The sequence below is a fragment of the Streptomyces sp. NBC_01497 genome (assembly GCF_036250695.1).
Taxonomy (GTDB): Bacteria; Actinomycetota; Actinomycetes; order Streptomycetales; family Streptomycetaceae; genus Streptomyces.
This window is the reverse complement of sequence record NZ_CP109427.1, coordinates 6,162,224-6,185,458: the sequence shown is the minus strand read 5'-3', so window position 1 is coordinate 6,185,458 and position 23,235 is coordinate 6,162,224. Positions and strand designations below refer to the sequence as shown.

The 23,235-nt window shown below is 73.3% G+C and carries 21 protein-coding genes and 1 riboswitch; of the genes, 9 read left to right on the top strand and 12 right to left on the bottom strand.

The window, feature by feature from the left end; genetic code table 11:
* Positions 1–272: 272 nt before the first annotated feature.
* From OG310_RS26090 to OG310_RS26080, 3 genes are all read right to left on the bottom strand, one after another.
* Positions 273–674 (bottom strand): DUF3040 domain-containing protein, encoded by a 402-nt coding sequence (locus OG310_RS26090; protein ID WP_329458293.1) that lies wholly within the window; start codon positions 672–674, stop codon positions 273–275.
* Between the two features lie 272 nt (positions 675–946).
* Entirely contained in the window at positions 947–1,663 is a 717-nt protein-coding gene (locus tag OG310_RS26085) for a class I SAM-dependent methyltransferase (RefSeq protein WP_443078898.1), read from the bottom strand.
* Between the two features lie 276 nt (positions 1,664–1,939).
* The gene (locus OG310_RS26080) at positions 1,940–2,485 is read right to left on the bottom strand and encodes an SAV_6107 family HEPN domain-containing protein (RefSeq protein ID WP_329458291.1); all 546 of its coding nucleotides are present in this window, start codon (positions 2,483–2,485) and stop codon (positions 1,940–1,942) included.
* Positions 2,486–3,016: 531 nt separating this feature from the next.
* Between OG310_RS26080 and OG310_RS26075 the strand changes: the two genes are divergently transcribed.
* Together OG310_RS26075 and OG310_RS26070 are read left to right on the top strand one after the other, a co-directional pair.
* On the top strand, positions 3,017–3,634 hold the full coding sequence (locus tag OG310_RS26075; RefSeq protein WP_329458290.1) for a DUF4126 domain-containing protein: 618 nt from the start codon (positions 3,017–3,019) through the stop codon (positions 3,632–3,634).
* A gap of 66 nt (positions 3,635–3,700) precedes the next feature.
* Positions 3,701–5,218 (top strand): phytoene desaturase family protein, encoded by a 1,518-nt coding sequence (locus OG310_RS26070; protein WP_329458289.1) that lies wholly within the window; start codon positions 3,701–3,703, stop codon positions 5,216–5,218.
* 149 nt (positions 5,219–5,367) lie between these two features.
* Here the strand turns inward: OG310_RS26070 and OG310_RS26065 are convergent, their stop codons facing one another.
* From OG310_RS26065 to OG310_RS26045, 5 genes are all read right to left on the bottom strand, one after another.
* Complete coding sequence (locus tag OG310_RS26065; RefSeq protein ID WP_329458288.1) at positions 5,368–6,567, bottom strand: hypothetical protein; 1,200 nt, start codon at positions 6,565–6,567, stop codon at positions 5,368–5,370.
* Between the two features lie 48 nt (positions 6,568–6,615).
* Entirely contained in the window at positions 6,616–7,533 is a 918-nt protein-coding gene (gene metF / locus OG310_RS26060; protein WP_329458287.1) for a methylenetetrahydrofolate reductase [NAD(P)H], read from the bottom strand.
* 224 nt (positions 7,534–7,757) lie between these two features.
* Positions 7,758–8,435 (bottom strand): thiamine phosphate synthase, encoded by a 678-nt coding sequence (gene thiE, locus OG310_RS26055; RefSeq protein WP_329458286.1) that lies wholly within the window; start codon positions 8,433–8,435, stop codon positions 7,758–7,760.
* A 117-nt stretch (positions 8,436–8,552) separates the two neighbouring features.
* Entirely contained in the window at positions 8,553–8,918 is a 366-nt protein-coding gene (locus OG310_RS26050; RefSeq protein ID WP_329458285.1) for an Rv2175c family DNA-binding protein, read from the bottom strand.
* 247 nt (positions 8,919–9,165) lie between these two features.
* Entirely contained in the window at positions 9,166–10,368 is a 1,203-nt protein-coding gene (locus OG310_RS26045) for an NAD(P)/FAD-dependent oxidoreductase (protein WP_329458284.1), read from the bottom strand.
* Positions 10,369–10,437: 69 nt separating this feature from the next.
* Positions 10,438–10,550: riboswitch (TPP riboswitch) on the top strand.
* A 239-nt stretch (positions 10,551–10,789) separates the two neighbouring features.
* On the opposite strand from OG310_RS26045, the gene thiO reads away from it, so the two are divergent.
* The 5 genes from thiO to OG310_RS26020 all read left to right on the top strand — a co-directional run bounded on the left by thiO (position 10,790) and on the right by OG310_RS26020 (position 16,034).
* Entirely contained in the window at positions 10,790–11,980 is a 1,191-nt protein-coding gene (gene thiO / locus OG310_RS26040; protein ID WP_329460389.1) for a glycine oxidase ThiO, read from the top strand.
* On the top strand, positions 11,977–12,204 hold the full coding sequence (gene thiS, locus OG310_RS26035; RefSeq protein ID WP_329458283.1) for a sulfur carrier protein ThiS: 228 nt from the start codon (positions 11,977–11,979) through the stop codon (positions 12,202–12,204). Before thiO ends, thiS begins: the two co-directional genes overlap by 4 nt.
* 5 nt (positions 12,205–12,209) lie before the next feature.
* Positions 12,210–13,004, top strand: coding sequence for a thiazole synthase (locus OG310_RS26030; RefSeq protein WP_329458282.1), 795 nt, complete (start codon positions 12,210–12,212; stop codon positions 13,002–13,004).
* 146 nt (positions 13,005–13,150) lie between these two features.
* A complete protein-coding gene (pknB, locus tag OG310_RS26025) occupies positions 13,151–15,085 on the top strand; it encodes a Stk1 family PASTA domain-containing Ser/Thr kinase (RefSeq protein ID WP_329458281.1) in 1,935 nt (644 codons plus the stop codon).
* Between the two features lie 70 nt (positions 15,086–15,155).
* Complete coding sequence (locus OG310_RS26020) at positions 15,156–16,034, top strand: deoxyribonuclease IV (RefSeq protein ID WP_443078732.1); 879 nt, start codon at positions 15,156–15,158, stop codon at positions 16,032–16,034.
* Between the two features lie 161 nt (positions 16,035–16,195).
* On the opposite strand, the gene OG310_RS26015 is transcribed toward OG310_RS26020, so the two are convergent.
* Positions 16,196–16,828, bottom strand: a complete 633-nt coding sequence (locus tag OG310_RS26015) for a sulfite oxidase-like oxidoreductase (RefSeq protein WP_329458279.1) — start codon at positions 16,826–16,828, stop codon at positions 16,196–16,198.
* A 188-nt stretch (positions 16,829–17,016) separates the two neighbouring features.
* Between OG310_RS26015 and bfr the strand changes: the two genes are divergently transcribed.
* Positions 17,017–17,508 carry a bacterioferritin gene (gene bfr, locus OG310_RS26010; protein ID WP_329458278.1) on the top strand — a complete coding sequence of 164 codons (492 nt, stop codon included), beginning with the start codon at positions 17,017–17,019 and terminating at the stop codon, positions 17,506–17,508.
* Between the two features lie 99 nt (positions 17,509–17,607).
* Here the strand turns inward: bfr and OG310_RS26005 are convergent, their stop codons facing one another.
* On the bottom strand, positions 17,608–17,991 hold the full coding sequence (locus OG310_RS26005; RefSeq protein WP_329458277.1) for a (2Fe-2S)-binding protein: 384 nt from the start codon (positions 17,989–17,991) through the stop codon (positions 17,608–17,610).
* A gap of 206 nt (positions 17,992–18,197) precedes the next feature.
* A complete protein-coding gene (locus tag OG310_RS26000) occupies positions 18,198–19,550 on the bottom strand; it encodes a class II 3-deoxy-7-phosphoheptulonate synthase (protein ID WP_329458276.1) in 1,353 nt (450 codons plus the stop codon).
* 319 nt (positions 19,551–19,869) lie between these two features.
* Between OG310_RS26000 and OG310_RS25995 the strand changes: the two genes are divergently transcribed.
* Positions 19,870–21,906: an anthranilate synthase family protein gene (locus OG310_RS25995; RefSeq protein ID WP_329458275.1), complete on the top strand. Its 2,037-nt coding sequence runs from the start codon at positions 19,870–19,872 to the stop codon at positions 21,904–21,906.
* Between the two features lie 345 nt (positions 21,907–22,251).
* Here the strand turns inward: OG310_RS25995 and OG310_RS25990 are convergent, their stop codons facing one another.
* The gene (locus OG310_RS25990; protein WP_329458274.1) at positions 22,252–23,202 is read right to left on the bottom strand and encodes a dihydrodipicolinate synthase family protein; all 951 of its coding nucleotides are present in this window, start codon (positions 23,200–23,202) and stop codon (positions 22,252–22,254) included.
* Positions 23,203–23,235: the final 33 nt, after the last annotated feature.

The window sequence follows — 23,235 nt, the reverse complement described above, 5'->3', positions numbered from 1 at the left end:
CCCTCCCGCTCTCGCGTCCGCGTCCGGCCTTCCTGCTTTTCGCCCGGTCCCCGTCCGGCCTTCCCGCGTCGCTCATCCGCGGCCGGGCGGCGGCAAGGGCCGGCGAGGAGGAGGGCGAGGGCACCGGCTGCCGGGCCGAAGGGGCGGCGCCACCGGGGCGAAGCGGGCGGGCGGACGACGAAGGGCGAGGCGGGCGTGCGGACGACGAAGGGGCGGACGCGTCGCGCGTCCGCCCCTTCGTGCGAGCCTGCGGCTCGTCCCGCCGTGCTACCTCACTGGCCCTGCTCATCCCGACGCCGCTGCCAGCGCTGCTCGATCCTGTCCATCATCGAGCGGTGCTGCCGCTGATCGCGGCCACCGCCCGTGGCGCGGCCCGGTGCCGCGATCTGCTGCTCTCCCCGCTTCGGTGCCCTGCGCCAGCCCGTGATGGCCAGCACGGCACAGGCGAGCATGACGAGGAACCCCACCACGCTGATCCAGATCTGCTGGGCGACCATTCCTGACATGAGGAGCGCGATACCCACCAAGAAGCCAACGACCGCCTGGTAGACCCGTCGCCGGGTGTACGTACGCAGCCCGCTTCCCTCAAGCGCTGTCGCGAACTTGGGATCTTCTGCGTACAGCGCTCGCTCCATCTGCTCGAGCATTCGCTGCTCGTGCTCCGAGAGCGGCACGGAGTCCTCCTAGTCGTCGGCCGCGGGGGCGGCCGGTATGCGGCTCCTTCAGGATAAGCGGGGAATCGCCCCCGAGAAACCCGCCCTCAACGCCATTTCAGCAATCCGAGCCGCCATGGGGACGCGGCTGCTGAGGCGTTGATTCCCCAACACGTGATCCCTCATGCCGGATGGTGTACCCCGATCATACGGTGCCGAGCCCATGGACGGGCTGGCTTGTGTCGTACTCCATGCGGTACCCGTGGGACCGCCGCCGCGGCGGCCGTGCCTGATCAGCCCCGCTTCTCCGCCAGCACGTGCAGCTGGGTGGCGACCGCCTGGAAGGCCGGCAGGACCGCGGCCGTGGCCTCCAGCTTGAGCAGCGCTTCAAGAGCGCCCGGTTCCGTGTCCACGAGGCCGCCGGGGACGAGGTCCGCGAAGATCCGGACGCCGTGCACCGACGCCACCGTGAGACCGGCGTCGGAGACCAGGTCCGCGAGCTGCTCCGCCGTGAAGCGCCGGGGAACCGGGTCACCGGAACCCCAGCGTCCGTCCGGGTCGATCAGGCTCTGGCGGGCCTCGGTGAAGTGCCCGGCGAGGGCGCGGGCGAGCACGGCGCCGCCGAGGCCCGCGGCGAGCAGGCTCAGCGCGCCGCCGGGTCGCAGCGCCTCGACCGCTTTGCGCAGCCCGTCGGCCGGGTCGTCCACGTACTCCAGGACGCCGTGGCACAGGACCGCGTCGAAGCCACCCGGCTCCACCACGTCGAACAGGCCGTTGATGTCGCCCTGCACTCCCCGTACGCGGTCGGCGACGCCGGCCTCGGCGGCCCTGCGCTCCAGCGCGAACAGCGCGTTCGGGCTCGGGTCCACCACGGTGACCCGGTGGCCGAGGCTCGCCACCGGAACGGCGAAGTTTCCGGTGCCCCCGCCGGTGTCGAGCACGTCGAGCACATCGGATCCGGTGGACTTGACCCGCCGGGCGAGGGCCTCGTCCACGACCTCCCGGACCACTCCGGTGCGCAGGGGGCCGCGACGGGACGACGGCGACTCGCCGCCGACGGCGGGGGAAGGGTCCGACACGGCAGTTGACTCCTCGGCGCGGCCGCCGCTTTCCTGCGGCAGGGCGTGGACGGTGCGTGCCGTCCACCCTATTGCCTCCTCACCTGCCCCTCATGCCCCGGCGTACCCACCCGCATCACATGTCGCCCGGGCCGGGCCGCGAACCGATCCGGCCGTCTCGCCACCTGTCCTCGGCCTGCCGGGGACAGGTGGCGAGGAGCCGATCCCTCACCGGACGGGGCCGCCGCGCAGCGACGGCTGTTCGCGGCGGGGCAGCGGCAGCGTCGGCTCACGGACCAGCAGCCGCTCCACGAGCCGCAGGAACATCTCGACGTCCCGCACCAGGTCGTCGGCGTCGCGCATACCCGCCGCTCCCTGTATGCCGGCCTCCGCACGGGCCCGCTTGCCCGCTCCGGACGCGAACAGCGCGCTCCACTCGGTCAGCTCGGGAGCGATCTCCGGCAGCACTTCCCAGGCACTGCGGATGCGGTGGCGCCGCTGCGGGGTGGTCTCGGGCCGGCCACGGGCGGCGAGGACCGCGGCGGCGGTGCGCAGCGCGGCGAGATGGGCCGTCGCGTAGCGCTCGTTGGGTGTTGCGAGCGTGCCTGCCTCGTCGAGTCCGGCGCGGGCCTGGCCCAGCAGGTCCAGGGCCGCGGGCGGTGCGCCGGCGCGACGGGTGACGGGGTGGATGTCGGTGGGCGGACCGGTCGTCGGCGAGGGGGCGGGGCCGCCTGCCGGGAGCCGGCGTGCGGCGCCTGCGGAGGAGCTGGCCATGACGAACCTCCTGTCGCGTGTGACGGCACGGTGGCCGTCTGTGTCCCATAGTGCGGGCCGCCACTGACAATCGGCTCCGACCTGGCCTTTCGCCCACCACGCACCGTCAAGGCCGCTGCGCACCGTCCAGGTGCCCGGAGAACGCACGGGGCCCGTGCCCCGGCGCTTCACGCGCCGGGGCACGGGCCCCGTCTCCCCCGTACGGCCGCGGACCGCCGTGTCCCCCGTCGGTCCGCCGCCCCCGGTCCTGTCCCCCGTCCCCCCGTCCGAGGTGGGAGGGCCCGGCTTCCTTGCCGGTCACCGGTCCCTCCGCCGTGCTCCCCCGTACCGGCAGGGGCCGTCACACCGTTCCGCCGCCCCGTGTCGGCGGTGCCGGTGCCGTGTCCCTCCCGCGAGCTCCACTCTTCCGTTTCCACGGGGTCTCCCCATCCGCGCCGCTACTCATCCAGGCACCTGAGTACGCCTACTCAGGTCCGTGCGGGCCACGGGCGGCCCCGTTCCAACTCGCCCCCGAGTGGCTAGCCTTGGGGGATGTCGGTACTCCCTCTCGTCTTCACCGGCGGCTGGGCCGCCGGAATCAACGCGTACGCGGTGGTCCTGCTTCTCGGCGTTCTCGGCGCGACCGGCCTGAGCGACGACGTCCCGGACGCGTTGCAGCGGCCCGACGTCCTGATCGCGGCGGGCGTGCTGTTCGTCTGCGAGGCGGTGGTGGACAAGATCCCGTACGTGGACACCCTCTGGGACGCCGTGCACACGGTGATCAGGCCTGTCGTGGGCGGGGTCGTGGCCGCGCTGCTGGCGGGGCACAACGGCTCGCTTCCGGAGCTCGCGGCCGCGGCGACGGGCGGCTCGACGGCGCTCGCGAGTCATCTGGTGAAGGCGGGCACGCGCAGGGCGGTGAACACCTCTCCGGAGCCGTTCAGCAACATCGCCGTCTCCACCCTGGAGGACCTGGGCGTCGCCGGGATCATCACGCTCGCGCTCTTCCACCCGGTGGGTGCGGCGGTCCTCGCCGCGGCCCTGCTGCTGACGGGCGTGGTGGCGATCGTGTTCCTGGCGTCCCGCATCCGGTGCTTTCGCGGGCGCCGCGCGGAGCGCCGGGCCCTGCGGCGTCCCACGGCCGGCCGGGCCCCCTACCCGCCGGGCTGACGCGCTCCCCGGGGCCTGCTCGGGGGCCGGGGAGCGATGTCGGTGGCTGCCGTTAGAGTCACCGGCATGGCACGGATTGCGGTGATCGGCGCCGGGATGGGCGCGATGGCGGCGGCCGCGAGACTCGCCGTCGCGGGCCACCGGGTGACGGTGTACGAGCGGACGGCGACGTACGGCGGCGCGGTGGGCAGGTTCGAGCGGGACAGTTTCGTCTTCGACACGGGCCCCGGCGTGCTGCACGTACCCGCGGTCTACCGCGACCTGTTCGTCAAGACGGGCAAGGAGCCGCTGGAGCGCTGTCTCGAACTCGTGCAGCCGGCGCACGACGCGCTCCACGTCTTCGCGGACGGCACGCGCGCACTGCTGCCGAACGCGTCGCGCGGGGGCGTGATCGCCGCGCTGGACGGGGCGTTCGGCGCAGGCGCGGGCGGACGCTGGGCCGATTTCCTGGGCCGCGCCGGAGAGGCCTGGGCGCGCGCCCGCCGTCCGCTGCTGGAGGAGCCGCTGCCCGCTGACCCGGGGCCGCTCACCCGGGACCCGTACCCGGCGCCGCGGCAGCGCAGGCTGCTGCGGGGTGCCCGGCAGGCGACGACGCTCGCGGAGATCGGCGCGTGGGAGCTGGCGGTGCCGGGCCTCGCGACGCTCCTCGACGGGTACGCGCTGGCGTACGGGCTCGATCCGCGCACGGCGCCCGCGAGCGCGTCCGTCCTGCCGTATCTGGAGCAGACCTTCGGCACGTGGTACGTGCGGGGCGGGATGCGGGAACTGGCCCGCGCGGTCCACGAACGGTGCCTGGCACGCCGGGTGGAGTTCGTCTTCGGCGCCGGGGTGCGGGCCGTCGTGGAGAAGGACGGCGCGGTGGCGGGCCTGGAACTGCTCGACGGCGCGTCGGTCGCCGCCGACATCGTGATCGCCGGGGCGGATCCGTCGGCGCTGGTGGCGCCCGAGCTGTGGACGGACGCCCGGGCGGCGCCGGCCGGGCCGGAACGCGCGGCGGTGCCCGGCCGGTTCACGGTACTGCTGGCCGTGCGGGGCGGGCGCCCGGCCGGGACGGCGCACCGCACGGTCGTGCACGCGCCGCCGGCGGACGCCGAGGCCGAGGCGGTCTTCGGCGGTCCCGGCCGAGCCCCCGCTCTCCGTCCCACGGTGACGGTGCTCCGGCCCGACGACGCCTCGACGCGGCCCGACGCGGAGCACGAGGCGGTGACCCTCACCGCGACGGTCGCCCCGCAGGGTGCCGTGGACTGGAGAGACACCGCGCTGCGCGAGCGTTGTGCCGACGCGCTGGTCGAGGCGGCGTCGGCGGCCGTGCCCGGCCTGCGCGAACGGATGCTGTGGCGCGAGGTGCGCACGCCTGCCGTGACCGAGGCCGAGACGGGCGCGCCCGGCGGCGGCGTGCCGGCACCCGCCCTCGCGGGGGCCGGCGGGCGGCTGCTGCATCCGCCCAACGCGACCCGTCTGCGCGGCTTCTACCTGGTCGGCGGCCGGTCCCATCCGGGCGGCGGGCTGCCGCACGCCGGCATGTCGGGTGCGCTGGTGTCCGGACTGATCGTGGAGGGACCGGAGTTCCGGGGCTCGCGGTGACGGGCACCGCCCGTGGGTGAGCCGTTCACGGCAGGGAGCGCCTGCGGGTGCGCGCCGCCGCGACCCCGAGGGCGGCCCGGCGCAACGGGCGTTGTCGCGACCGGACTGCCCCGAGGTCCGCTGGGGACCGGGAGCACGCCGGGCGGCGGTCAGTAGCGGTAGGGGCCGCCCGCTTCACGCTCCGGCTCGTGCTGTTGCTGTTGCTGCTGCTGCTGCTGCTGGGGGTCGTAGCCGTACGAGGGTTCGTAGGTGGACTGGGGTGCTTGCTGCCCCGACGCGTTGTCACGCTGCTGCGGGACCCAGACACCGCCGGGCGGGGTGTCCGTGGCGTACGGGTCCTGGTACCGCTGCTGCTCGCCGGGCGCCTCGTACGGGGCGTAGGACGGGTCGTAGCCGTTGTACTGCTGCTGGTACGCGGGCTGCTGGTAGTCGGACTGGGCGTAGTCGGCCTGCTGGTAGTCGGCCTGCGCGTACTCGGCCTGCCCGTACTCGGGCTGCTGGTAGTCGGACTGCTGCTGTTGCTGCTGCCCGGCGGCGCCGTCCGCGCCGTACGCGGCGTAATCGTCCTGCCCCGTCGGGGTGTTCTGGCCCGCCTGAGCGCCCTGGCCGGGCTGGTCCTCGTAGCCGTACCCGTATTGCTGCTGCTGTGCGTAGGCAGCCTGGTCCGCCTGATCGCCGTACGTCTCGTAACCGGTGTACGTGCCGTACGCGTCGTGTCCCGTGGGCTGCTCGTAACCGCCGTAGGTGTCATACCCCGCCGGGGCGTACTCGGTGTGGCCGCCCTGGCCCTCGGCCGCGAACGCCGCGGCGCCGAGGCCGCCCTGGCCCGTGCCGCTCGTCGTGTCGTCGTACACGCCGTACAGCTGGCCGGTGTCGTCCGGCATCGGCTGCGGGGCGTAGACCTGGGCCGCCTCGGCCGGGTTCCCCCCGCCGGCCTCCGGCGGGAGGTCCTGGGGCGCGGCCGCCGACACCATCGTCTGTTCCTCGGGCGCCTGAAGCGCCACGTCGGAGACCTGCGGGTGCGGAGCGCCCTCCGCGTCCTCGTCGCCGCGCGCGCCGCGCGCCGCGTCTCTGCGACGTCGGCTGGCGCCCGGCCGCCCGCCGACGGCCCAGCCCGTCGAATAACCCTTGCGGAACGACATGGTCACGTACGTCTGCCCGACGGCGAAGGCGATCGCGCCCAGCACGATCACGACGATCGACGGCAGGACGACGCCGACGACCACCGTCACGAACCCCACGAAGGCGAGCGCACGCCAGCGCAGCCGCGCCTTGTACTGGAGCAGCACCTCGCCGAGGAGCCACAGCGCGACAAAGCCGAACGCGATGTAGAGGACCGTATAGCCCATGTACGCCCCTCTCGTGCGGCCACCGCCCCGGGTGGTGTGCGGCGCCGCTCAGGAATGTCTGTGCAGTCCGAGATTCTCGTAGATCTCAAGTGTCGCAGTGGAGTTGTTCAGCGTGATGAAGTGCAGCCCCGGCACTCCCTCGGCCAGGAGCCGCGCACAGAACTCCGTGGCGAACTCGATGCCAATGGAGCGTACAGCCGCTGGATCCTCCGCGACCGCGAGGATCCGCGCTTTCAACGCGTCGGGGACGAGCGCCGTACTGAGCGATGGCAGCCGCTCCAACTGCTTCACGCTGGTGACGGGCATGATCTCCGGGATGATCGGCGTCTCGCAGCCCGCCGCGGCGGCACGGTCCCGCAGCCGGAGGTAGTCCTCGGGCCGGAAGAACATCTGGGTGATCGCATAGTCGGCGCCCGCACGGCACTTGGCGACGAAGTGCCGGATGTCGCTGTCCCAGTCGGGTGAGCGGGGATGCATCTCGGGGAAGGCGGCCACCCCGACGCAGAAGTCTCCGGACTCCTTGATCAGCCGGACCAGTTCGATGGCGTACTCGACGCCCTCGGGGTGCCTGACCCACTCCCCCATCGGGTCGCCGGGCGGGTCGCCGCGTACAGCGAGGATGTTGCGGATGCCGACCGCCGCGTACCGGCCGACCATGTGGCGCAGTTCCGCGACGGACTGGCCGACGGCCGTGAGGTGCGCGACAGGGGTGAGGGTCGTGTCGGCGGCGATCTGCTCGGTGGCCTTGACGGTGCCGCTGCGGGTGGAACCACCAGCTCCGTAGGTGACGGAGACGAAGCTCGGGGCGACGGCCTCGATGCGGCGCAGGGCGTTCCAGAGGTTGCGCTCGCCCTTCTCGGTTCTGGGCGCCCAGAACTCGAAGGAGAAGCTGGTCTCACCGTCGGCGAGGACATCTCCTACGGTGCGCGCACGCGGAGTCCAGGTGGACGGGGTACCGAGGGCCATACGAGCAGGTTATCGACTTGCGGCGGGCGCCGTCACACCGTAGGGCCCCGGACCTGTACCCACCGAGGGGCGGGAGTCCGCTGGAGTCCGCCGCGCCGCGGCTCCTTGAGCCGGGCACCCGGGGGTGCGAGTTCGCCGCACCGAGGGCGGACCCCGGACCGGTCGCCGCCTCGGACCAGGCCGCCCGTCGCGGCGAGCGGCCTGGTCCGGCGCACAGCCCGCGCTCAGTGGCCCGCGGCCGCCGTCGCGCGCTCCCTGACCCGGGCCGCGAGCGCCGCGCTCGCGGCGGCGGGGTCGTCGGCCTCCGTGATGGCCCGTACGACGACGATCCTTCTCGCCCCGGCGTCCAGCACCTGGTCGAGGTTGCCCTCGTCGATCCCGCCGATGGCGAACCAGGGGCGGTCGACGCCGAGGGCCTCGGTACTGCGCGCCGTGTGCCGCACGAGGCCGAGCCCCGGCGCGTGCCGCCCCGGCTTGGTGGGGGTCGGCCAGCAGGGGCCCGTGCAGAAGTAGTCGACGCCCGGCTGGGTGGCCGCCGCGTCCGCCTCGGCCTCCGCGTGGGTGGAGCGGCCGATCAGCGGCCCGTCGCCGAGGATGGCGCGGGCGGCGGGCACCGGGAGGTCTCCCTGCCCGAGGTGCAGCACGTCCGCGCCGATCGCGTGGGCGATGTCCGCGCGGTCGTTGACCGCGAGCAGCTTGCCGTGCCTGCGGCAGGCGTCGGCGAAGACCCGGAGGTGGTCGAGTTCCTCCGCGGCCTCCAGTGTCTTGTCCCGCAGCTGGACGATGTCGACCCCCGACGCGAGGACCGCGTCGAGGAAGGCGGGGAGATCACCCTGACGCCTGCGGGCGTCCGTGCACAGGTAGATACGGGCGTCGGCGAGCGCCGCGCGGGCCGTGGACATCGGGTGATCCCCCCACTGGTACCGCCCGGGGCGGTGGTGTCGTCTGTCGTGTTCTGTCGGCTCACGCCGGGCGGCCTCGACCGCCCGGCGCCAGAGGGCGAGCGCCTGCGCCCGGCGTCAGAGGGCGAGCGCCTGCGCCCGGCGCTTCACCTCCGTGCCGCGGTTCTCGCTCAGCGCCTGCGCGGGCGTGCCCGGCAGGGTCGGATCGGGCGTGAACAGCCACTCCAGCATCTCCGCGTCGGAGAAGCCGTCGTCCTTCAGGAGCGTCAGCAAACCGACGAGGCCCTTGACGACCTTGTCGCCGTCGATGAAGGAGGCGGGTACCTGGAGTGTCCGGTTCTCACCGCGCCGTACGGCGATCAGCTGGCCTTCCTTCACCAGCTGGCGAACGCGCGTCACCTCGACATCCAGCTTCTCCGCGATGTCGGGGAGGTGGAGCCACTCGGGGACGAGAGCATCGATCTTTGCGTCAATCTCGGTCACGAGGACAAGCCTGCCATCCCGGACTGACAGACGGTAGTCGTGGCGGTCCGGGCGGGGCATGCGCCCACCCCTGCGACCCATGGCAGGGCAGGCCGCAAGGGGATCGGCATGCCGTGCCGCACCGCGGAAAAAACCTGGGAAGTCCGCTCGTGGGGCCTTCGGGGGATGCTCGGAGGATCCTCCTGGCGCCCCCAGGAGGATGGCCGGAGGATGCCCGAAAGACGTTCCGAGGACGTTCAGAGGACGTTCAGAGCACCGATTTCCTCAGTGGTACGGCCGGATCGGCGGCCCGCTCCGGGTCGAGCCGGGCGCCCGACTCGATCAGTTTGCGGCCCTGCGCCAGGTCGCGGGGCCTGCCGACGGCGAGGAGCGCGACGAGGACCCCGTCCCGCAGCCACACGGCGGACCAGGCCGCGCCGGCGCGGTCGCCGCGCGCGACGAGCCGGTCGGCGCCCGTGTGATGGCCCGCGTACTGCACGAAGCGCCCGAACTGCTCGGACCAGAAGTACGGCACCGGATCGTACGGCTCCCGCGTGGCGCCCGTGATGCGGCCGGCGACGGTGACCGGGCCCTGGAGGGCGTTGTCCCAGTGGTGCACGAGCAGCCGCTCGCCGTAGCGCGCCGAGGGGAAGGACGCGCAGTCGCCGACGGCGTAGACGTCGGGCAGCGAGGTGCGCAGCCAGGCGTCGGCGCGGACGGCCGCGTCGGAGTCCAGTGCGACGCCCGAGCCGGCCAGCCAGGATGTCGCGGGCCGGGCACCGATACCGACGAGGACGGCGCCCGCCGCGATCCGCCGGCCGTCCGTGAGGACGACCGCGCCCTCTTCGACGTGTTCGACGCGCGTGCCCGTGAGGAGCGTGGCGCCGCTCTCCTCGTACCAGGCGGCCATCGGCGCGGTGATCTCGGCGGGGAGCGCTCCCGCGAGCGGCAGGTCGGCGGCCTCCAGGACGGTGACGGCGCAGCCCGCGGCGCGCGCCGCGGTCGTGAACTCCGCGCCGATCCAGCCGGCGCCGACGATGGCGATCTCGTGCTGCGCTTCCAGTACGGGCCGCAGTCGCTCCACGTCGTCCAGCGTGCGCAGGACGTGCACGCCGGGCAGGCCCTCCGTACCGGGCAGGGTCAGTGGTCGCGCGCCGCAGGCGAGGACCAGCGCGTCGTAGGCGATGGGCCCTTCGGCCGTGTCGATCTCGCGCTCGTCCGGCCGCAGCCGGGTCGCGGCGAGGCCCAGCCGCAGTTGCACGTCGAGTGCGGCGAAGTCGATGTCGAAGGCGGAGCTCTCGGCCTGGCCCAGGAGCAGGGCCTTGGACAGCGGAGGCCGGTCGTAGGGGGGATGCCGTTCCGCGCCCACGACGACGACGGGCCCCGCGTGGCCGCTCTCGCGCAGCGCCACCGCGGTCCGCACACCGGCCATGCCCGCACCGACGATCACGACTCTCTGATCCTCGCTCACGCGATCACCATAGATCCCCACCGCCCCGGGCCGTGTTACAGGACGGCATGACAGGGTCTAGGCTTGCCCGGGAAACCTCGCGGGAGCCCGGACGGACCGGGCTGAGAGGGAGGCTGGGCGGCCTCCGACCGTACGAACCTGATCCGGGTCATGCCGGCGAAGGGAGGGGCTGACGACCGTGCAGCCTTCTGACATATCCAACTCATCCGACACGCACGGGACACCGACCGCCGCGTCCCCGGCCTCCGGTGCGTCCTCCGCGTCCCCGACGTCTGCTGCGTCCCCGACGTCCGGTGCGGCCGACGCCTCCCCCGCCTCCGGCGCCTCCGGCGTCTCTCCCGTGTCCGGCGCGTCCGGCGGGTCGGCGGCACCCTCCGCTTCGCCGGGCTCCGCGCCCGCGGGGGCCGGCGGGTACGACGTCCTGGTGATCGGCGGCGGGATCATCGGCCTCGTCACCGCGTGGCGCGCCGCGCAGCGCGGCCTGCGGACCGCCGTCGTCGACCCGGAGCCGGGCGGCGGGGCCGCGCAGGTCGCGGCTGGCATGCTGGCCGCCGTCACCGAACTGCACTACGGCGAGGAGACACTGCTCGGCCTCAACCTCGCCTCCGCGCGCCGCTATCCACGGTTCGTGGCGGAGCTGGAGGAGGCGAGCGGCCGGGACACCGGCTACCGGGCCTGCGGCACGCTCGCCGTGGCGCTGGACAGTGACGACCGCGCCCACCTGCGCGAACTGCACGCGTTCCAGCAGAAGTGCGGCCTCACCTCCGAATGGCTCGGCGGCCGCGACTGCCGTCGGCTCGAACCGATGCTCGCGCCGGGCGTCCGGGGCGGTCTGCGCGTGGACGGCGACCACCAGATAGATCCACGCAGGCTGGCCGCCGCGCTGGTGGTGGCGTGCGAGCGCGCGGGCGTGGCACTGCACCGCACCTGGGCCCGGCGGCTGACCGTCGTCGGGGACCGGGCCACCGGCGCGGAGCTCGCGGACGGATCGGCGCTCGGCGCCGGCCAGGTCGTGCTCGCCGGGGGCAGCCTGAGTGGCAGGCTCGCGGGCGTACCGGACGAGGTGCTGCCGCCGGTACGGCCGGTGAAGGGCCAGGTACTGCGGCTGACCGTGCCGCGTGCGTACGCGCCGTTCCTCTCCCGCACGGTACGGGCGGTGGTGCGCGGCGGGCACGTGTACCTGGTACCGCGCGAGAACGGCGAACTGGTGGTGGGCGCGACGAGCGAGGAGCTCGGCTGGGACACCACGGTCACGGCGGGCGGTGTGTACGAGTTGCTGCGGGACGCCCACGAACTCGTCCCCGGCATCACGGAGTTGCCGCTCACCGAGACCCGCGCCGGACTGCGGCCGGGCTCGCCGGACAACGCGCCGCTGCTCGGCCCCACCGCCCTGCCCGGGTTGCACCTGGCGACCGGGCACTTCCGCAACGGCGTACTGCTGACCCCGGTGACCGGGGACGCGCTGGCCGAGGCCTTGACGACGGGCGAACTGCCCGAGGTCGCACGGCCGTTCACACCGGAGCGGTTCACGGGTTCGCCGCGTCCCGCCGGCTCGTCGCCCGAGGGGACGCACCGGACCGAGATGTCCGTACGAGAGGGGCTGCTCGCATGAGCGACGACACGGCGGCACGCGTGGTGCGCGTGTCGGTGAACGGCGAGCCGCGTGAGGTCGCGGCCGCCACGACGCTGGACGAGCTGATCGCAACGCTGACAACGGCGCATTCGGGCGTCGCGGCGGCGCTCAACGAGACGGTGGTGCCCCGGGGCAGCTGGCCCCGGACGCGGCTCGGCGACGGCGACCGGGTGGAAGTCCTCACCGCCGTACAAGGAGGCTGACGGGGATGGCGGACGATCCACTCACCATCGCGGACGTGACGTTCACGTCCCGACTGATCATGGGAACGGGCGGTGCGCCCAGTCTCGACGTGCTGGAACGGTCCCTGGTCGCGTCGGGCACACAGCTGACCACCGTGGCCATGCGCCGGCTCGACCCCGGCGTGCAGGGTTCGGTGCTGTCGGTGCTCAGCCGGCTCGGCGTCCGTCCGCTGCCCAACACGGCGGGGTGCTTCACGGCCGGCGAGGCCGTGCTGACGGCCCGCCTCGCCCGGGAGGCGCTCGGCACCGACTGGGTGAAACTGGAGGTCGTGGCGGACGAACGGACGCTGCTGCCCGACCCGGTCGAGACGCTGGACGCGGCGGAGACCCTCGTCGACGACGGCTTCACCGTGCTGCCGTACACGAACGACGACCCGGTGCTCGCGCGGAAACTGGAGGATGTCGGCTGCGCGGCCGTGATGCCGCTCGGCTCCCCCATCGGCTCGGGCCTCGGCATCCGCAACCCGCACAACTTCAGCCTGATCGTCGAGCGGGCGGGCGTTCCGGTGATCCTCGACGCGGGCGCGGGAACCGCCTCGGACGCGGCGTTCGCGATGGAGCTGGGGTGCGAGGCGGTGATGCTCGCCTCGGCGGTGACCCGGGCGCAGTCACCGGTCCTGATGGCCGAGGCGATGCGGCACGGCGTTCAGGCGGGCCGCCTCGCCCGCCGCGCCGGGCGCATCCCCCGCCGCCACCACGCGGAGGCGTCCTCCCCGGAGGCGGGCCGCGCGAGTCTGGACCCGGAACGCCCCGCCTTCTGAGGCGGGACAGCACCCCTTCCGGGGGCAGGACCGCACCCGTCGGCGGCCCGGGCGCGGGGCATCCGGGCTGTTCGCAGCGTTACAGCTCTGCTGCAGGCCCACCGGCGGGCAGGGCCTTCCACCCGGCCGGAACGTAGACTCGCCGCGTGGATACGACCCTCAATGACCCGATCGTCGGGCACGTGGTCGACGGCAGGTACCGCGTCGACGCGCGCATCGCGGTCGGCGGGATGGCCACGGTCTACCGGGCCCTGGACACCCGCCTCGACCGGGTGCTCGCGCTCAAGGTGATACATCCCTCGCTCGCCACCGACGCCGGTTTCGTGGAGCGCTTCATCCGGGAGGCCAAGTCCGTCGCGGGCCTGGCGCACCCCAATGTGGTCGCGGTCTTCGACCAGGGCGCCCAGGGCGCGTACGTGTACCTGGCGATGGAGTACGTCGCCGGCTGTACGTTGCGTGACGTGCTGCGCGAACGCGGCGCACTGCAGCCCCGGGCGGCCCTGGACATCGTGGAACCGGTGCTGGCCGCGCTCGGCGCGGCGCACCGCGCCGGGTTCGTGCACCGGGACATGAAGCCGGAGAACGTCCTGATAGGGGACGACGGGCGGGTCAAGGTCGCCGACTTCGGTCTCGTCCGTACGGTCGGCGACGTCACGACCACCACCGGCGCCGTGCTCGGCACGGTGTCGTACCTCGCACCCGAGCAGCTGGAGGACGCCGCCGCGGGCGCGGGGGCCGGCGTCGACGTGTACGCGTGCGGCGTCGTGCTCTACGAGATGCTGACCGGCCGCAAGCCGCACGGCGGCGAGACTCCCGCGCAGGTCCTCTACCAGCACCTGAACGAGGACGTCCCGCGGCCGTCCGCGGCCGTGCCGGGCCTCGCCCGCGAACTCGACGCGCTCGTGGCCGCGGCGACCGCGCGCGACCCCCGGGTCCGGCCGGGCGACGCGGTGGCGCTGCTCGCGCTCGTACGCGCCGCACGGGCGGCCCTCAGCGACGCCCAACTGGACGCCGTGCCACCCGCCGCGCGCACCGTGAGCGGTGCGTCCGGCTCTGAGAACCGTACGAGCGTGATCCCGCGCACGGCCCCCGCCGGCGCGGACACCGGCCGGGTCGCGAGGACCAGCCGCCTCGACCTGCCGCCCGCACCGCCGGCCGCGGCGGGTCCCCCGGCACGCCACGGCGGCCGGGGCCCACGCCGGCGTCGCGGCGTCGTCGCCGTGGTGACCGCGCTCGTCGTGGTGCTCGTCGGCGCGGGGGTCTGGTACATCAACTCGGGCCAGTTCACGCGGGTACCGCCGCTGCTCGGGCAGAGCGAGCAGGCGGCGAAGAAGCGCCTCTCCGACGCGGGCCTGGACGCACGCTTCGACCACGGCTACAGCGACGCCTTCAACCGGGGCACGGTCATGCGGAGCGATCCGGCCCCCGAGACCAAGATCCGGGGCGACGGCCCGGTGACGCTGACCATCTCGCGCGGCCCCAAGATCGTGCAGGTTCCCGGCCTCGCCGGCCTGCCGCTGGCCGACGCCAAGGCGGCACTCACCAAGGCGGGCCTGTCGGCGGGGCTGGTCACCTCGGCCTTCGACGACGGCACCGACCGGGGCGCCGTCATCTCCTCGGACCCGGGCGCGGGCGAGCGGGTGCGCCCCGACAAGGCGGTCGCGCTCACGGTGAGCAAGGGCAGCGCCGTCGACGTGCCCGACGTGACGGGCGAGGACGTCGACGACGCGACGTCCGACCTCGACGACGCGGGCCTGAAGGCGAAGGTCACACCGCAGCGCGTGCAGTCCGACGAGGACGCGGGCACGGTGGCCCGTCAGTCACCGGGCGAGGGCGGGCAGCTGGCCAAGGGCGACACGGTCACCCTGACCGTGTCGAAGGGCCCGAAGATGGTCGCGGTGCCCGACGTCACGGGCCGGTCCGCCGACGACGCGCGGACGCGGCTGGAGGACGCCGGGTTCACGGTGAAGGTGAAGCACAGCTTCCCGTTCATCGACGACACGATCACGGAGCAGTCCGTGGACGGCGGCGACAAGGCGCCCGAGGGCAGCACGATCACGATCAAGACCGACGGCCTGTGAGAGCGGGAGACGGCGGCGGGGCACGCGGCACCGCCGGCACCCGCGCCGTCGTGAACAGCCGGCACCCCCGATGACAAGGACGGCCCCCGCCACCATGCGCAATCCAGTCGGCGCCCATGTGCCCGTGGCCGGCGGACTCGCGACCACCGGTCTCGGCTACGCCCGCGACCTCGGCGCCGAGAGCGTCCAGGTCTTCGTCGCCAACCCGAGGGGCTGGGCGACGCCGGCCGGCAACCCGGCCCAGGACGAACTGTTCCGGGCCGGGTGCGCGGCGGCGGACCTGCCCGCCTACGTGCACGCGCCCTATCTCATCAACTTCGGCTCGCACACCGAGGCCACGGCGGAGCGGTCCGTGGAGTCCATGCGGCACAGCCTGCGGCGCGGCCGGGCCATCGGGGCGCGGGGCGTGGTGGTGCACACGGGGTCCGCGACCGGCGGCCGGGACCGCGCGACCGCGCTCGCGCAGGTACGGGAACTGCTGCTGCCGCTGCTGGACGAACTGACGCATGACGACGACCCGCCCGTCCTGCTGGAGCCGACCGCGGGCCAGGGCTTCTCGCTGTGCTCCCGGATCTGGGATCTCGGCCCGTACTTCGAGGCCCTGGAGGCCCATCCGAAGCTCGGCGTGTGCCTGGACACCTGCCACGTCTTCGCCGCGGGCCACGACCTCGCGGGTGAGCACGGCATGCGTCAGACACTGGATCTGCTGGTGGAGACGGTGGGCCCCGGACGGCTCGGCCTCATCCACGCCAACGACTCGAAGGACGTGGTGGGGGCGCACAAGGACCGCCACGAGAACATCGGCGCCGGCCACATCGGCGAGGCACCCTTCGAGGCGCTGTTCCACCACCCGGCGACGCGGGGCGTAGCGCTGGTGACCGAGACCCCCGGCGGCAGGGACGGGCACACGGACGACGTCACCCGCCTGAAGAAGCTGCGCGACGCCTGACCCGGGAAGGACCGGGAGCCGGAACCGGGGCCGCCCTGAGGCGGGCGGGGGCCGTACGGGGTGAAGCTCGCAGGACCCCGGACCCCGCACCCCCCACGCCATACGCGCGGTGAACCGGTCCGGCTACCGTCCCGGCCGCGCGCTGCCTCGCCGCACCGCCCCTACAGCTCGGGGCCCTCGCCCGGTTCCTCCTGGTAGGTGTAGCGCTGCTCGGTCCACGGGTCCGCCACGTTGTGGTAGCCCCGCTCCTCCCAGAAGCCCCGCCGGTCCGCCGTCATGTACTCCACGCCCCTGACCCATTTGGGCCCCTTCCAGGCGTAGAGATGCGGCACGACCAGCCGCAGCGGGAAGCCGTGCTCCGCCGTGAGAAGTTCGCCGTCACGGTGCGTGGCGAAGATCGTACGGTCCCCGGCGAAGTCCGCCAGCCGTAGGTTGGCGCTGTAGCCGTACTCGGCCCAGACCATCACGTGGGTCACCGAGGCGGCGGGCGGTGCGAGGTCGAGGACCGTTTTCGCGTGGACGCCTCCCCATTCGGCGCCGAGCATGCTGAATTTCGTGACGCAGTGGACGTCCGCCACGACCGTGGAGAAGGGCAGGGACGTGAATTCCTCGTGATTCCAGCAGTGCTTGTCCGCATCGGAGGTCGCGCCGAATACCCGGAATTCCCAGCGGTCGGGTTTGAACTTCGGGACCGGTCCGTAATGGGTGACGGGCCAGCCGCGCTGGAGGCGCTGTCCCGGCGGCAGGGGGGACTCCTCCGGTATCCGATGCCCCTCGCTCTGGTCCTGACCCATGCTTTACATGGTGACAGACCGGGAGGGGTGGTCATGACCAGGCTGAACGCATATCCACCCAATTCATACCAAGGACGTCCTTACTGGACGGCCCCCCATGGCGATGCGAGACTGCGCGCAGTCTCACAGGGCACATGTCTGCCACGCGCCACGCGTCCATCGCCACATCGTTGGAAGGAGCCGCTGCCATGCAGGGCGACCCCGAGGTCCTTGAGTTCTTGAACGAGCAGCTGACCGCCGAGCTCACCGCGATCAACCAGTACTTCCTGCACGCGAAGATGCAGGAGAACTTCGGCTGGACGAAGCTCGCCAAGAACACCCGCGCGGAATCCTTCGACGAGATGCGCCACGCGGAGCTGCTGACCGACCGGATTCTGCTGCTGGACGGCCTGCCGAACTACCAGCGGCTCTTCCACGTGCGGGTCGGCCAGAGCGCGACGGAGATGTTCGAGGCGGACCGGCAGGTCGAAGTGGAGGCCATCGACCGGCTCAAGCGCGGTATCGATGTGATGCACGCGAAGAACGACTTCACGTCCAAGCGTCTCTTCGAGTCGATCCTGGAGGACGAGGAGCACCACATCGACTATCTCGACACTCAGCTCGCGCTGATCGAGAAGCTCGGCGAGGGGCTGTACATCGCCCAGCAGATCGAGCAGCCGGAGGGCGACGGCGACAGCTGACGGGTGCGACGCGGCCCACCGCGACTCGTCCGGCGGTGCTACCGGTTCACGGCAGGGGCAGGGGCAGGGGCACGGGAGCGGGAACGGTCGTACGGCGTCCTAGGCCGCGTACGGGAACCGCACCCTCGTCCCGGTCGCCACGGGCGCGGGCGCGAAGGGCTCACTCGGCGCGAACGGCTCTGCCGGGGCGAACGGCTCGGACGGGGCGAACGGCTCGGACGGGTTCAGCGCGGGCGGGCGGGGAGCCGGCTCACCGGGCATGGCGGGAGCCTCGGCCTCGGCCGGCACGTCCGTGCGCCCGTCGAGCAGCTGGCGGCTGGGACACGTACCACGGCCGAGTATCGACTGGATGCGGCGTACACAGCCGCCGCAGTCCGTACCGGCCTTGCACCGGGAGGCGATCTGGCGGGGCGTGCAGGCGCCCGCCGCCGCGTGCTGTTTGACCTGTGACTCCGTGATGCCGAAGCAGGAGCATACGTACACGCGGTTCACCTCCCCGGGGGCCGGACTCGGAACGCCGTCCCGACGTATCGGTGAGGCTAACCTAACCTTACCCAGGGCCGCACCTCCGGAGAACCCCCGTGCGAGTGATGGGGCACGGATCACAAGCGGTGATCCGTGCCCCATCCGTCGTCGGTTCTCGCGCGCGGCGGACCCCCGGGTCACCCGGGGGCCGACCGGTGCGGCGGCTACTGGTCGCGGTACATCTCGGCCACCAAAAACGCCAGGTCGAGCGACTGGCTGCGGTTGAGCCGGGGGTCGCAGGCCGTCTCGTAGCGCTGGTGCAGATCGTCGACGAAGATCTCGTCGCCGCCGCCGACGCACTCGGTGACGTCGTCCCCGGTGAGTTCGACGTGGATGCCGCCGGGGTGGGTGCCGAGGCCCTTGTGGACCTCGAAGAAGCCCTTGACCTCGTCGAGGACGTCGTCGAACCGGCGCGTCTTGTGCCCGGAGGCCGCCTCGAAGGTGTTGCCGTGCATCGGGTCCGTCACCCACGCGACGCTCGCGCCGGAGGCCGTGACCTTCTCGACCAGCTCGGGGAGCTTGTCCCGGACCTTGTCGGCGCCCATCCGCACCACGAAGGTGAGGCGGCCGGGCTCGCGGTCGGGGTCCAGCTTGTCGACGTAGGCGAGGGCCTCGTCCACCGTGGTGCTGGGGCCGAGCTTGATGCCGAGCGGGTTGCGGATCCGGGACGCGAACTCGATGTGCGCGCCGTCGAGCTGGCGGGTGCGCTCACCGATCCACACCAGGTGGGCCGACGTGTTGTACAGGTTCCCCGTGCGCGAGTCGGTGCGGGTCAGCGCCGATTCGTAGTCGAGCAGAAGCGCCTCGTGCGAGGAGTAGAACTCCACGGACTTGAACTCGGCCGGGTCCGTACCGCACGCCTTCATGAAGTTGAGGGCGTTGTCGATCTCGCGGGCGAGCTGCTCGTAGCGCTGCCCGGCCGGCGAGGACTTCACGAAGTCCTGGTTCCAGGCGTGCACCTGGCGCAGGTCGGCGTAGCCGCCGGTGGTGAAGGCGCGCACCAGGTTCAGCGTGGAGGCGGACGCGTGGTACATCCGCGTCAGGCGCGCCGGGTCGGGCACGCGGGACGCCTCGTCGAACGCGAAGCCGTTGACGGAGTCGCCGCGGTAGGTCGGCAGCGTGACACCGTCGCGCGTCTCGGTGTCCTTGGAGCGCGGCTTGGAGTACTGGCCGGCGATACGGCCCACCTTGACCACGGGGACCGAGGCGGCGTAGGTGAGGACCGCGCTCATCTGGAGCAGCGTCTTGATCTTCGCGCGGATGTGCTCGGCGGAGACGCCGTCGAACGCCTCGGCGCAGTCGCCGCCCTGGAGCAGGAAGGCCTCGCCCTTCGCGACGGCCGCCATCCGCGAACGCAGCAGGTCGCACTCGCCGGCGAAGACGAGCGGCGGACAGGACTCCAGCTCGGCCACGGCCGCGCGCAGGGCCTCCTGGTCGGGATACGCCGGCTGCTGCGCAGCGGGGAGACCTTTCCAGGTGGGCACATGCGTCGCGGGGTTCTCAGCGTTCACTGTCACAGCCCCAGGTTACGCGGTCACGCAACGGGATAACGCAAGGTGCTCACACTGTGGAACGGCTTTCGCACGCTCCGGACGCTCCGGGCCGGGGGCCGGTGGGTGGGCTAGGCTGCGCGCATGCTCTGTCACGCGAATCAGTCCTGGTGGTGGCCGGATCGACCGGCGACCCCACTGATTCCGCGCGCGTGACGCATATCGCACGGATCGAGAAGGCCGCCCGAGGGCGGCCTTCCGTGTGTACGGGGACCCGTCGGCGCGAGGCGCCGCGGGAGCCGTGAGGCGGGCCGCTCCTCTCCCACCCGGAAGGACCACCCGCCCCATGACCGGCACTTTGCCCTCCGTTCCTCCGCCCTCCCCCGCCGCACCGGCTCCGGGCGCCCCCTGCTCCGTTTCTTCTCCCGTCCCGTCTACCGTCCCGGCCGACGCCGCGGTGACGGCCCGGTCGCTGCTGTGCCGGCTGACGGCCGCCGGCGGACCGCCCTTCGCCCTGCTGCGCCGCCGTACGCCGGGCCGCGCCGAGGACGTGGTCGAGGTGCTCGTCGGCGCCGTCCGGGAAGTGGACCGGCTCGCGGACCTCCCGGTCGGGGAGCGTCCTTCGCTGGCGCTCGTACCGTTCCGGCAGATCCGGGAGCGCGGGTTCGACGTACGCGACGACGCCACGCCGCTCTCGGTGCTGCTCGCCGAGCAGACCTGGGAACTGCCCCTCGCCGACGTGCTGGACGCGCTGCCGGCCGGTGCCGTACGGGTCGAGGACGGCGGCTTCGACGTCGCCGACGAGGAGTACGCGGACACCGTCCGGCGCGTCATCGACGACGAGATCGGCACCGGCGAGGGCGCGAACTTCGTCATCCGCCGCACCTACGAGGGGCGCGTCGCCGGGTTCGCACGGGCGGACGCGCTGGCGCTGTTCCGGCGGCTGCTGGTGGGCGAGCAGGGCGCGTACTGGACCTTCGTCGTGCACACGGGCGACGGCGGGCGGGCCCTGGTGGGCGCGAGCCCCGAGGTCCATGTGCGGATGAGCGGCGGCACAGTCGTGATGAACCCGATCAGCGGCACCTTCCGCTACCCGCCGGGCCCCTCGGAGCCGACGGTCGAGGACGTGCTGGCCTTCCTCAGCGACCGCAAGGAGACCGACGAGCTGTCGATGGTCGTCGACGAGGAACTCAAGATGATGTGCACCGTCGGCGACCGGGGCGGTGTGGTGGTCGGCCCCCGGCTCAAGGAGATGGCACATCTCGCCCATACGGAGTACGAGCTGCGCGGGCGTTCGACCATGGATGTGCGGGAGGTGCTGCGGGAGACGATGTTCGCCGCGACCGTCACCGGGTCACCGGTGCAGAACGCCTGCCGGGTCATCGAGCGCTACGAGCGCGGCGGGCGCGGCTACTACGCGGGCGCCCTGGCCCTGCTCGGCCGGGACGCGGGCGGCGCCCAGTCACTGGACTCGCCGATCCTGATCCGTACGGCCGACATCGACGCGGACACCGGCGTACTCCGGGTCGGCGTGGGCGCGACCCTCGTACGCCACTCGGACCCGGCGAGCGAGGTCGCCGAGACGCACGCCAAGGCCGCGGGGGTGCTGACCGCGCTGGGCGTACGGGAGCCGGCGCGGCCCCGCCCGGAGGGGGCGCCGGCCGGGGCGGCACTGGCCCGGGACCCCCGGGTACGGGCGGCACTGGACGCGCGGCGGGCGGACCTCGCGCCGTTCTGGCTGCGGATGCGGACGGACGAGGAGACGCAGCCCACCGGGGAGCACGTCCTCGTGGTGGACGGCGAGGACACGTTCACGGCGATGCTGGCGTACCTGCTGCGCGCCTGCGGGCTGAGCGTGTCGGTGCGCCGCCACGACGAACCGGGGCTGCGGGCCGCGGTCCTCGCCCATGAAGGACCGGTGATGCTGGGGCCCGGCCCCGGCGACCCGACGAACCTGCGCGACCCCAGGATCCGAGTGATGCGGGGGCTCGCGGCGGACCTGGTCGCGGCCCGCAAGCGCGGACTGCTCGGGGTGTGCCTCGGCCATGAGCTGCTGATGGCGGAGCTGGGCCTCGATGTCGTGCGCAAGCGGGAGCCGCACCAGGGGGCGCAGGTGACGGTCGGCCTGTTCGGGCGGCGGGAGACCGTCGGGTTCTACAACAGCTTCACCGCCCGGTGCGACGACGGGACGGCGCGCGAGCTGGCCGCGCACGGCATCGAGGTGGCGCGGGAGGCGGCGACGGGCGAGGTGCACGCGGTGCGGGGCCCGGGCTTCGCGTCGTGGCAGTTCCACGCCGAGTCGGTGCTGACCCGGGACGGCGTGGGCGTGATCTCCCGCTTCCTGACGCACGCCCGCCGCGCGGGCGCGGGGGCGGCGGGCTGAGACCCCGCGGGGTGCCCGGCCGGCGCCGTGCGGCCCGGCGCCGGCCGGGCACCCCGGAAGGCACCTCGGAGCGCCGAAGCGTCCGCCGCCCGACCGCGGGCGGCTGCCCGGCCGCCGGTCGCCGGTCGCCGGCCCCGCGCCGATCTGCCACTGGCGCTGGCGCTGGCGCTGGCGTACGGAAACAGCCTCGCGGGGCCGGGCGGCGTGCCCCGGCCCCACGACGGCCGCGCCCCACGACGGCTGGGCCCCCGACGACGGCCGCGCCCCGCGGCAGCTGGGCCCCCGACGGCCGCGCCCCGCGGCAGCTGGGCCCCCGACGGCCGCGCCCCGCGGCAGCTGGGGCGGTTACAGCAGACCCGCCGTGCGCAAGTGGGCCGTGACCGCCTCGCGTTCGATGGCGGACAGGGCGCCCATCGGGCGCGGTGTCGTCGCGTGGGCGATCACGTCCCGCTGCCGCAGCCCCTCCTTGAACGCGCCGATCGCCGACGCGTATCCGCCGATCCGGGTGGTGTCGCCCACCCGCACCATGGCGAACAGCGTCCGCAACCGCTCCTGCTGACGGGCCGCCTCCTTCGTGTCGCCCCGCCGGGCCGCCTCGTGGAGCGCGACATAGCCGTGCGGGTCGACGTTGCCGAGCCCCGGCACGATGCCGTCCGCGCCGAGGGCGAGCGCGATGTCCGCCATGACCTCCGAGCCGGTGAGCACCGAGAAGCCGCGTGCACGTGCGCCGTTGGCGGCCGTCAGGTCCAAGGCCGTGCGCAGGGCGTCGAGGTCGCCGCTGCTGTCCTTGAGCCCGGCGATCACTCCCGCTCCCGCGAGGTGCGCCGTGACCTCCGCGGGCAGCTTGCGCTGCACGTTGCCCGGGATGTCGTACGCCCACAGCGGGATGCTCAGCGCGTGGCTGACCGCCGTGAAGTGGTCCACCATCTCGCTCGGGTGGGTCGGCGAGTAGAACGGCACCGTCGCCACCACCGCGTCAGCGCCCGCGGCTTCGGCCGCGCGCGCCTGGGCGATCACCCGGTTCGTGGACAGGTCGACGGCGCCGGCGAGCACCGGGACCGCACCGGCCGCCACCCCGCGCGCGACGGTCAGCACCCGCAGCCGCAACTCATCAGTGTGGTAGGCGAGTTCACCGGTCGATCCGCCGACGAACAGCCCGGTCACCCCCGCGTCGAGGAGGAAGGCGCACAGTCGCTCCAGGGACGGGACATCGAGCTCCTGCTCCTCGGTCAGCGGTGTGCACAACGGTGGGATGACTCCCGTGACGACCCCTGCGACGGCCGGTTCACTTCTCATGTGGGTTTTCGGGCCCTTTCTTTCGCCGCCCCC

Coding starts and splice junctions, on each gene's coding strand:
- metF (WP_329458287.1), bottom strand. CDS start 7,533: ATGGCCCTCGGTACCCCGTCCACCTGGACTCCGCGTGCGCGCACCGTA.
- OG310_RS25990 (WP_329458274.1), bottom strand. CDS start 23,202: ATGAGAAGTGAACCGGCCGTCGCAGGGGTCGTCACGGGAGTCATCCCA.
- thiS (WP_329458283.1), top strand. CDS start 11,977: ATGAGCGACGACACGGCGGCACGCGTGGTGCGCGTGTCGGTGAACGGC.
- OG310_RS26080 (WP_329458291.1), bottom strand. CDS start 2,485: ATGGCCAGCTCCTCCGCAGGCGCCGCACGCCGGCTCCCGGCAGGCGGC.
- OG310_RS26015 (WP_329458279.1), bottom strand. CDS start 16,828: ATGGGTCAGGACCAGAGCGAGGGGCATCGGATACCGGAGGAGTCCCCC.
- OG310_RS26030 (WP_329458282.1), top strand. CDS start 12,210: ATGGCGGACGATCCACTCACCATCGCGGACGTGACGTTCACGTCCCGA.
- thiE (WP_329458286.1), bottom strand. CDS start 8,435: ATGTCCACGGCCCGCGCGGCGCTCGCCGACGCCCGTATCTACCTGTGC.
- OG310_RS25995 (WP_329458275.1), top strand. CDS start 19,870: ATGACCGGCACTTTGCCCTCCGTTCCTCCGCCCTCCCCCGCCGCACCG.
- OG310_RS26020 (WP_443078732.1), top strand. CDS start 15,156: ATGACAAGGACGGCCCCCGCCACCATGCGCAATCCAGTCGGCGCCCAT.
- OG310_RS26075 (WP_329458290.1), top strand. CDS start 3,017: ATGTCGGTACTCCCTCTCGTCTTCACCGGCGGCTGGGCCGCCGGAATC.
- OG310_RS26070 (WP_329458289.1), top strand. CDS start 3,701: ATGGCACGGATTGCGGTGATCGGCGCCGGGATGGGCGCGATGGCGGCG.
- bfr (WP_329458278.1), top strand. CDS start 17,017: ATGCAGGGCGACCCCGAGGTCCTTGAGTTCTTGAACGAGCAGCTGACC.
- OG310_RS26065 (WP_329458288.1), bottom strand. CDS start 6,567: ATGGGCTATACGGTCCTCTACATCGCGTTCGGCTTTGTCGCGCTGTGG.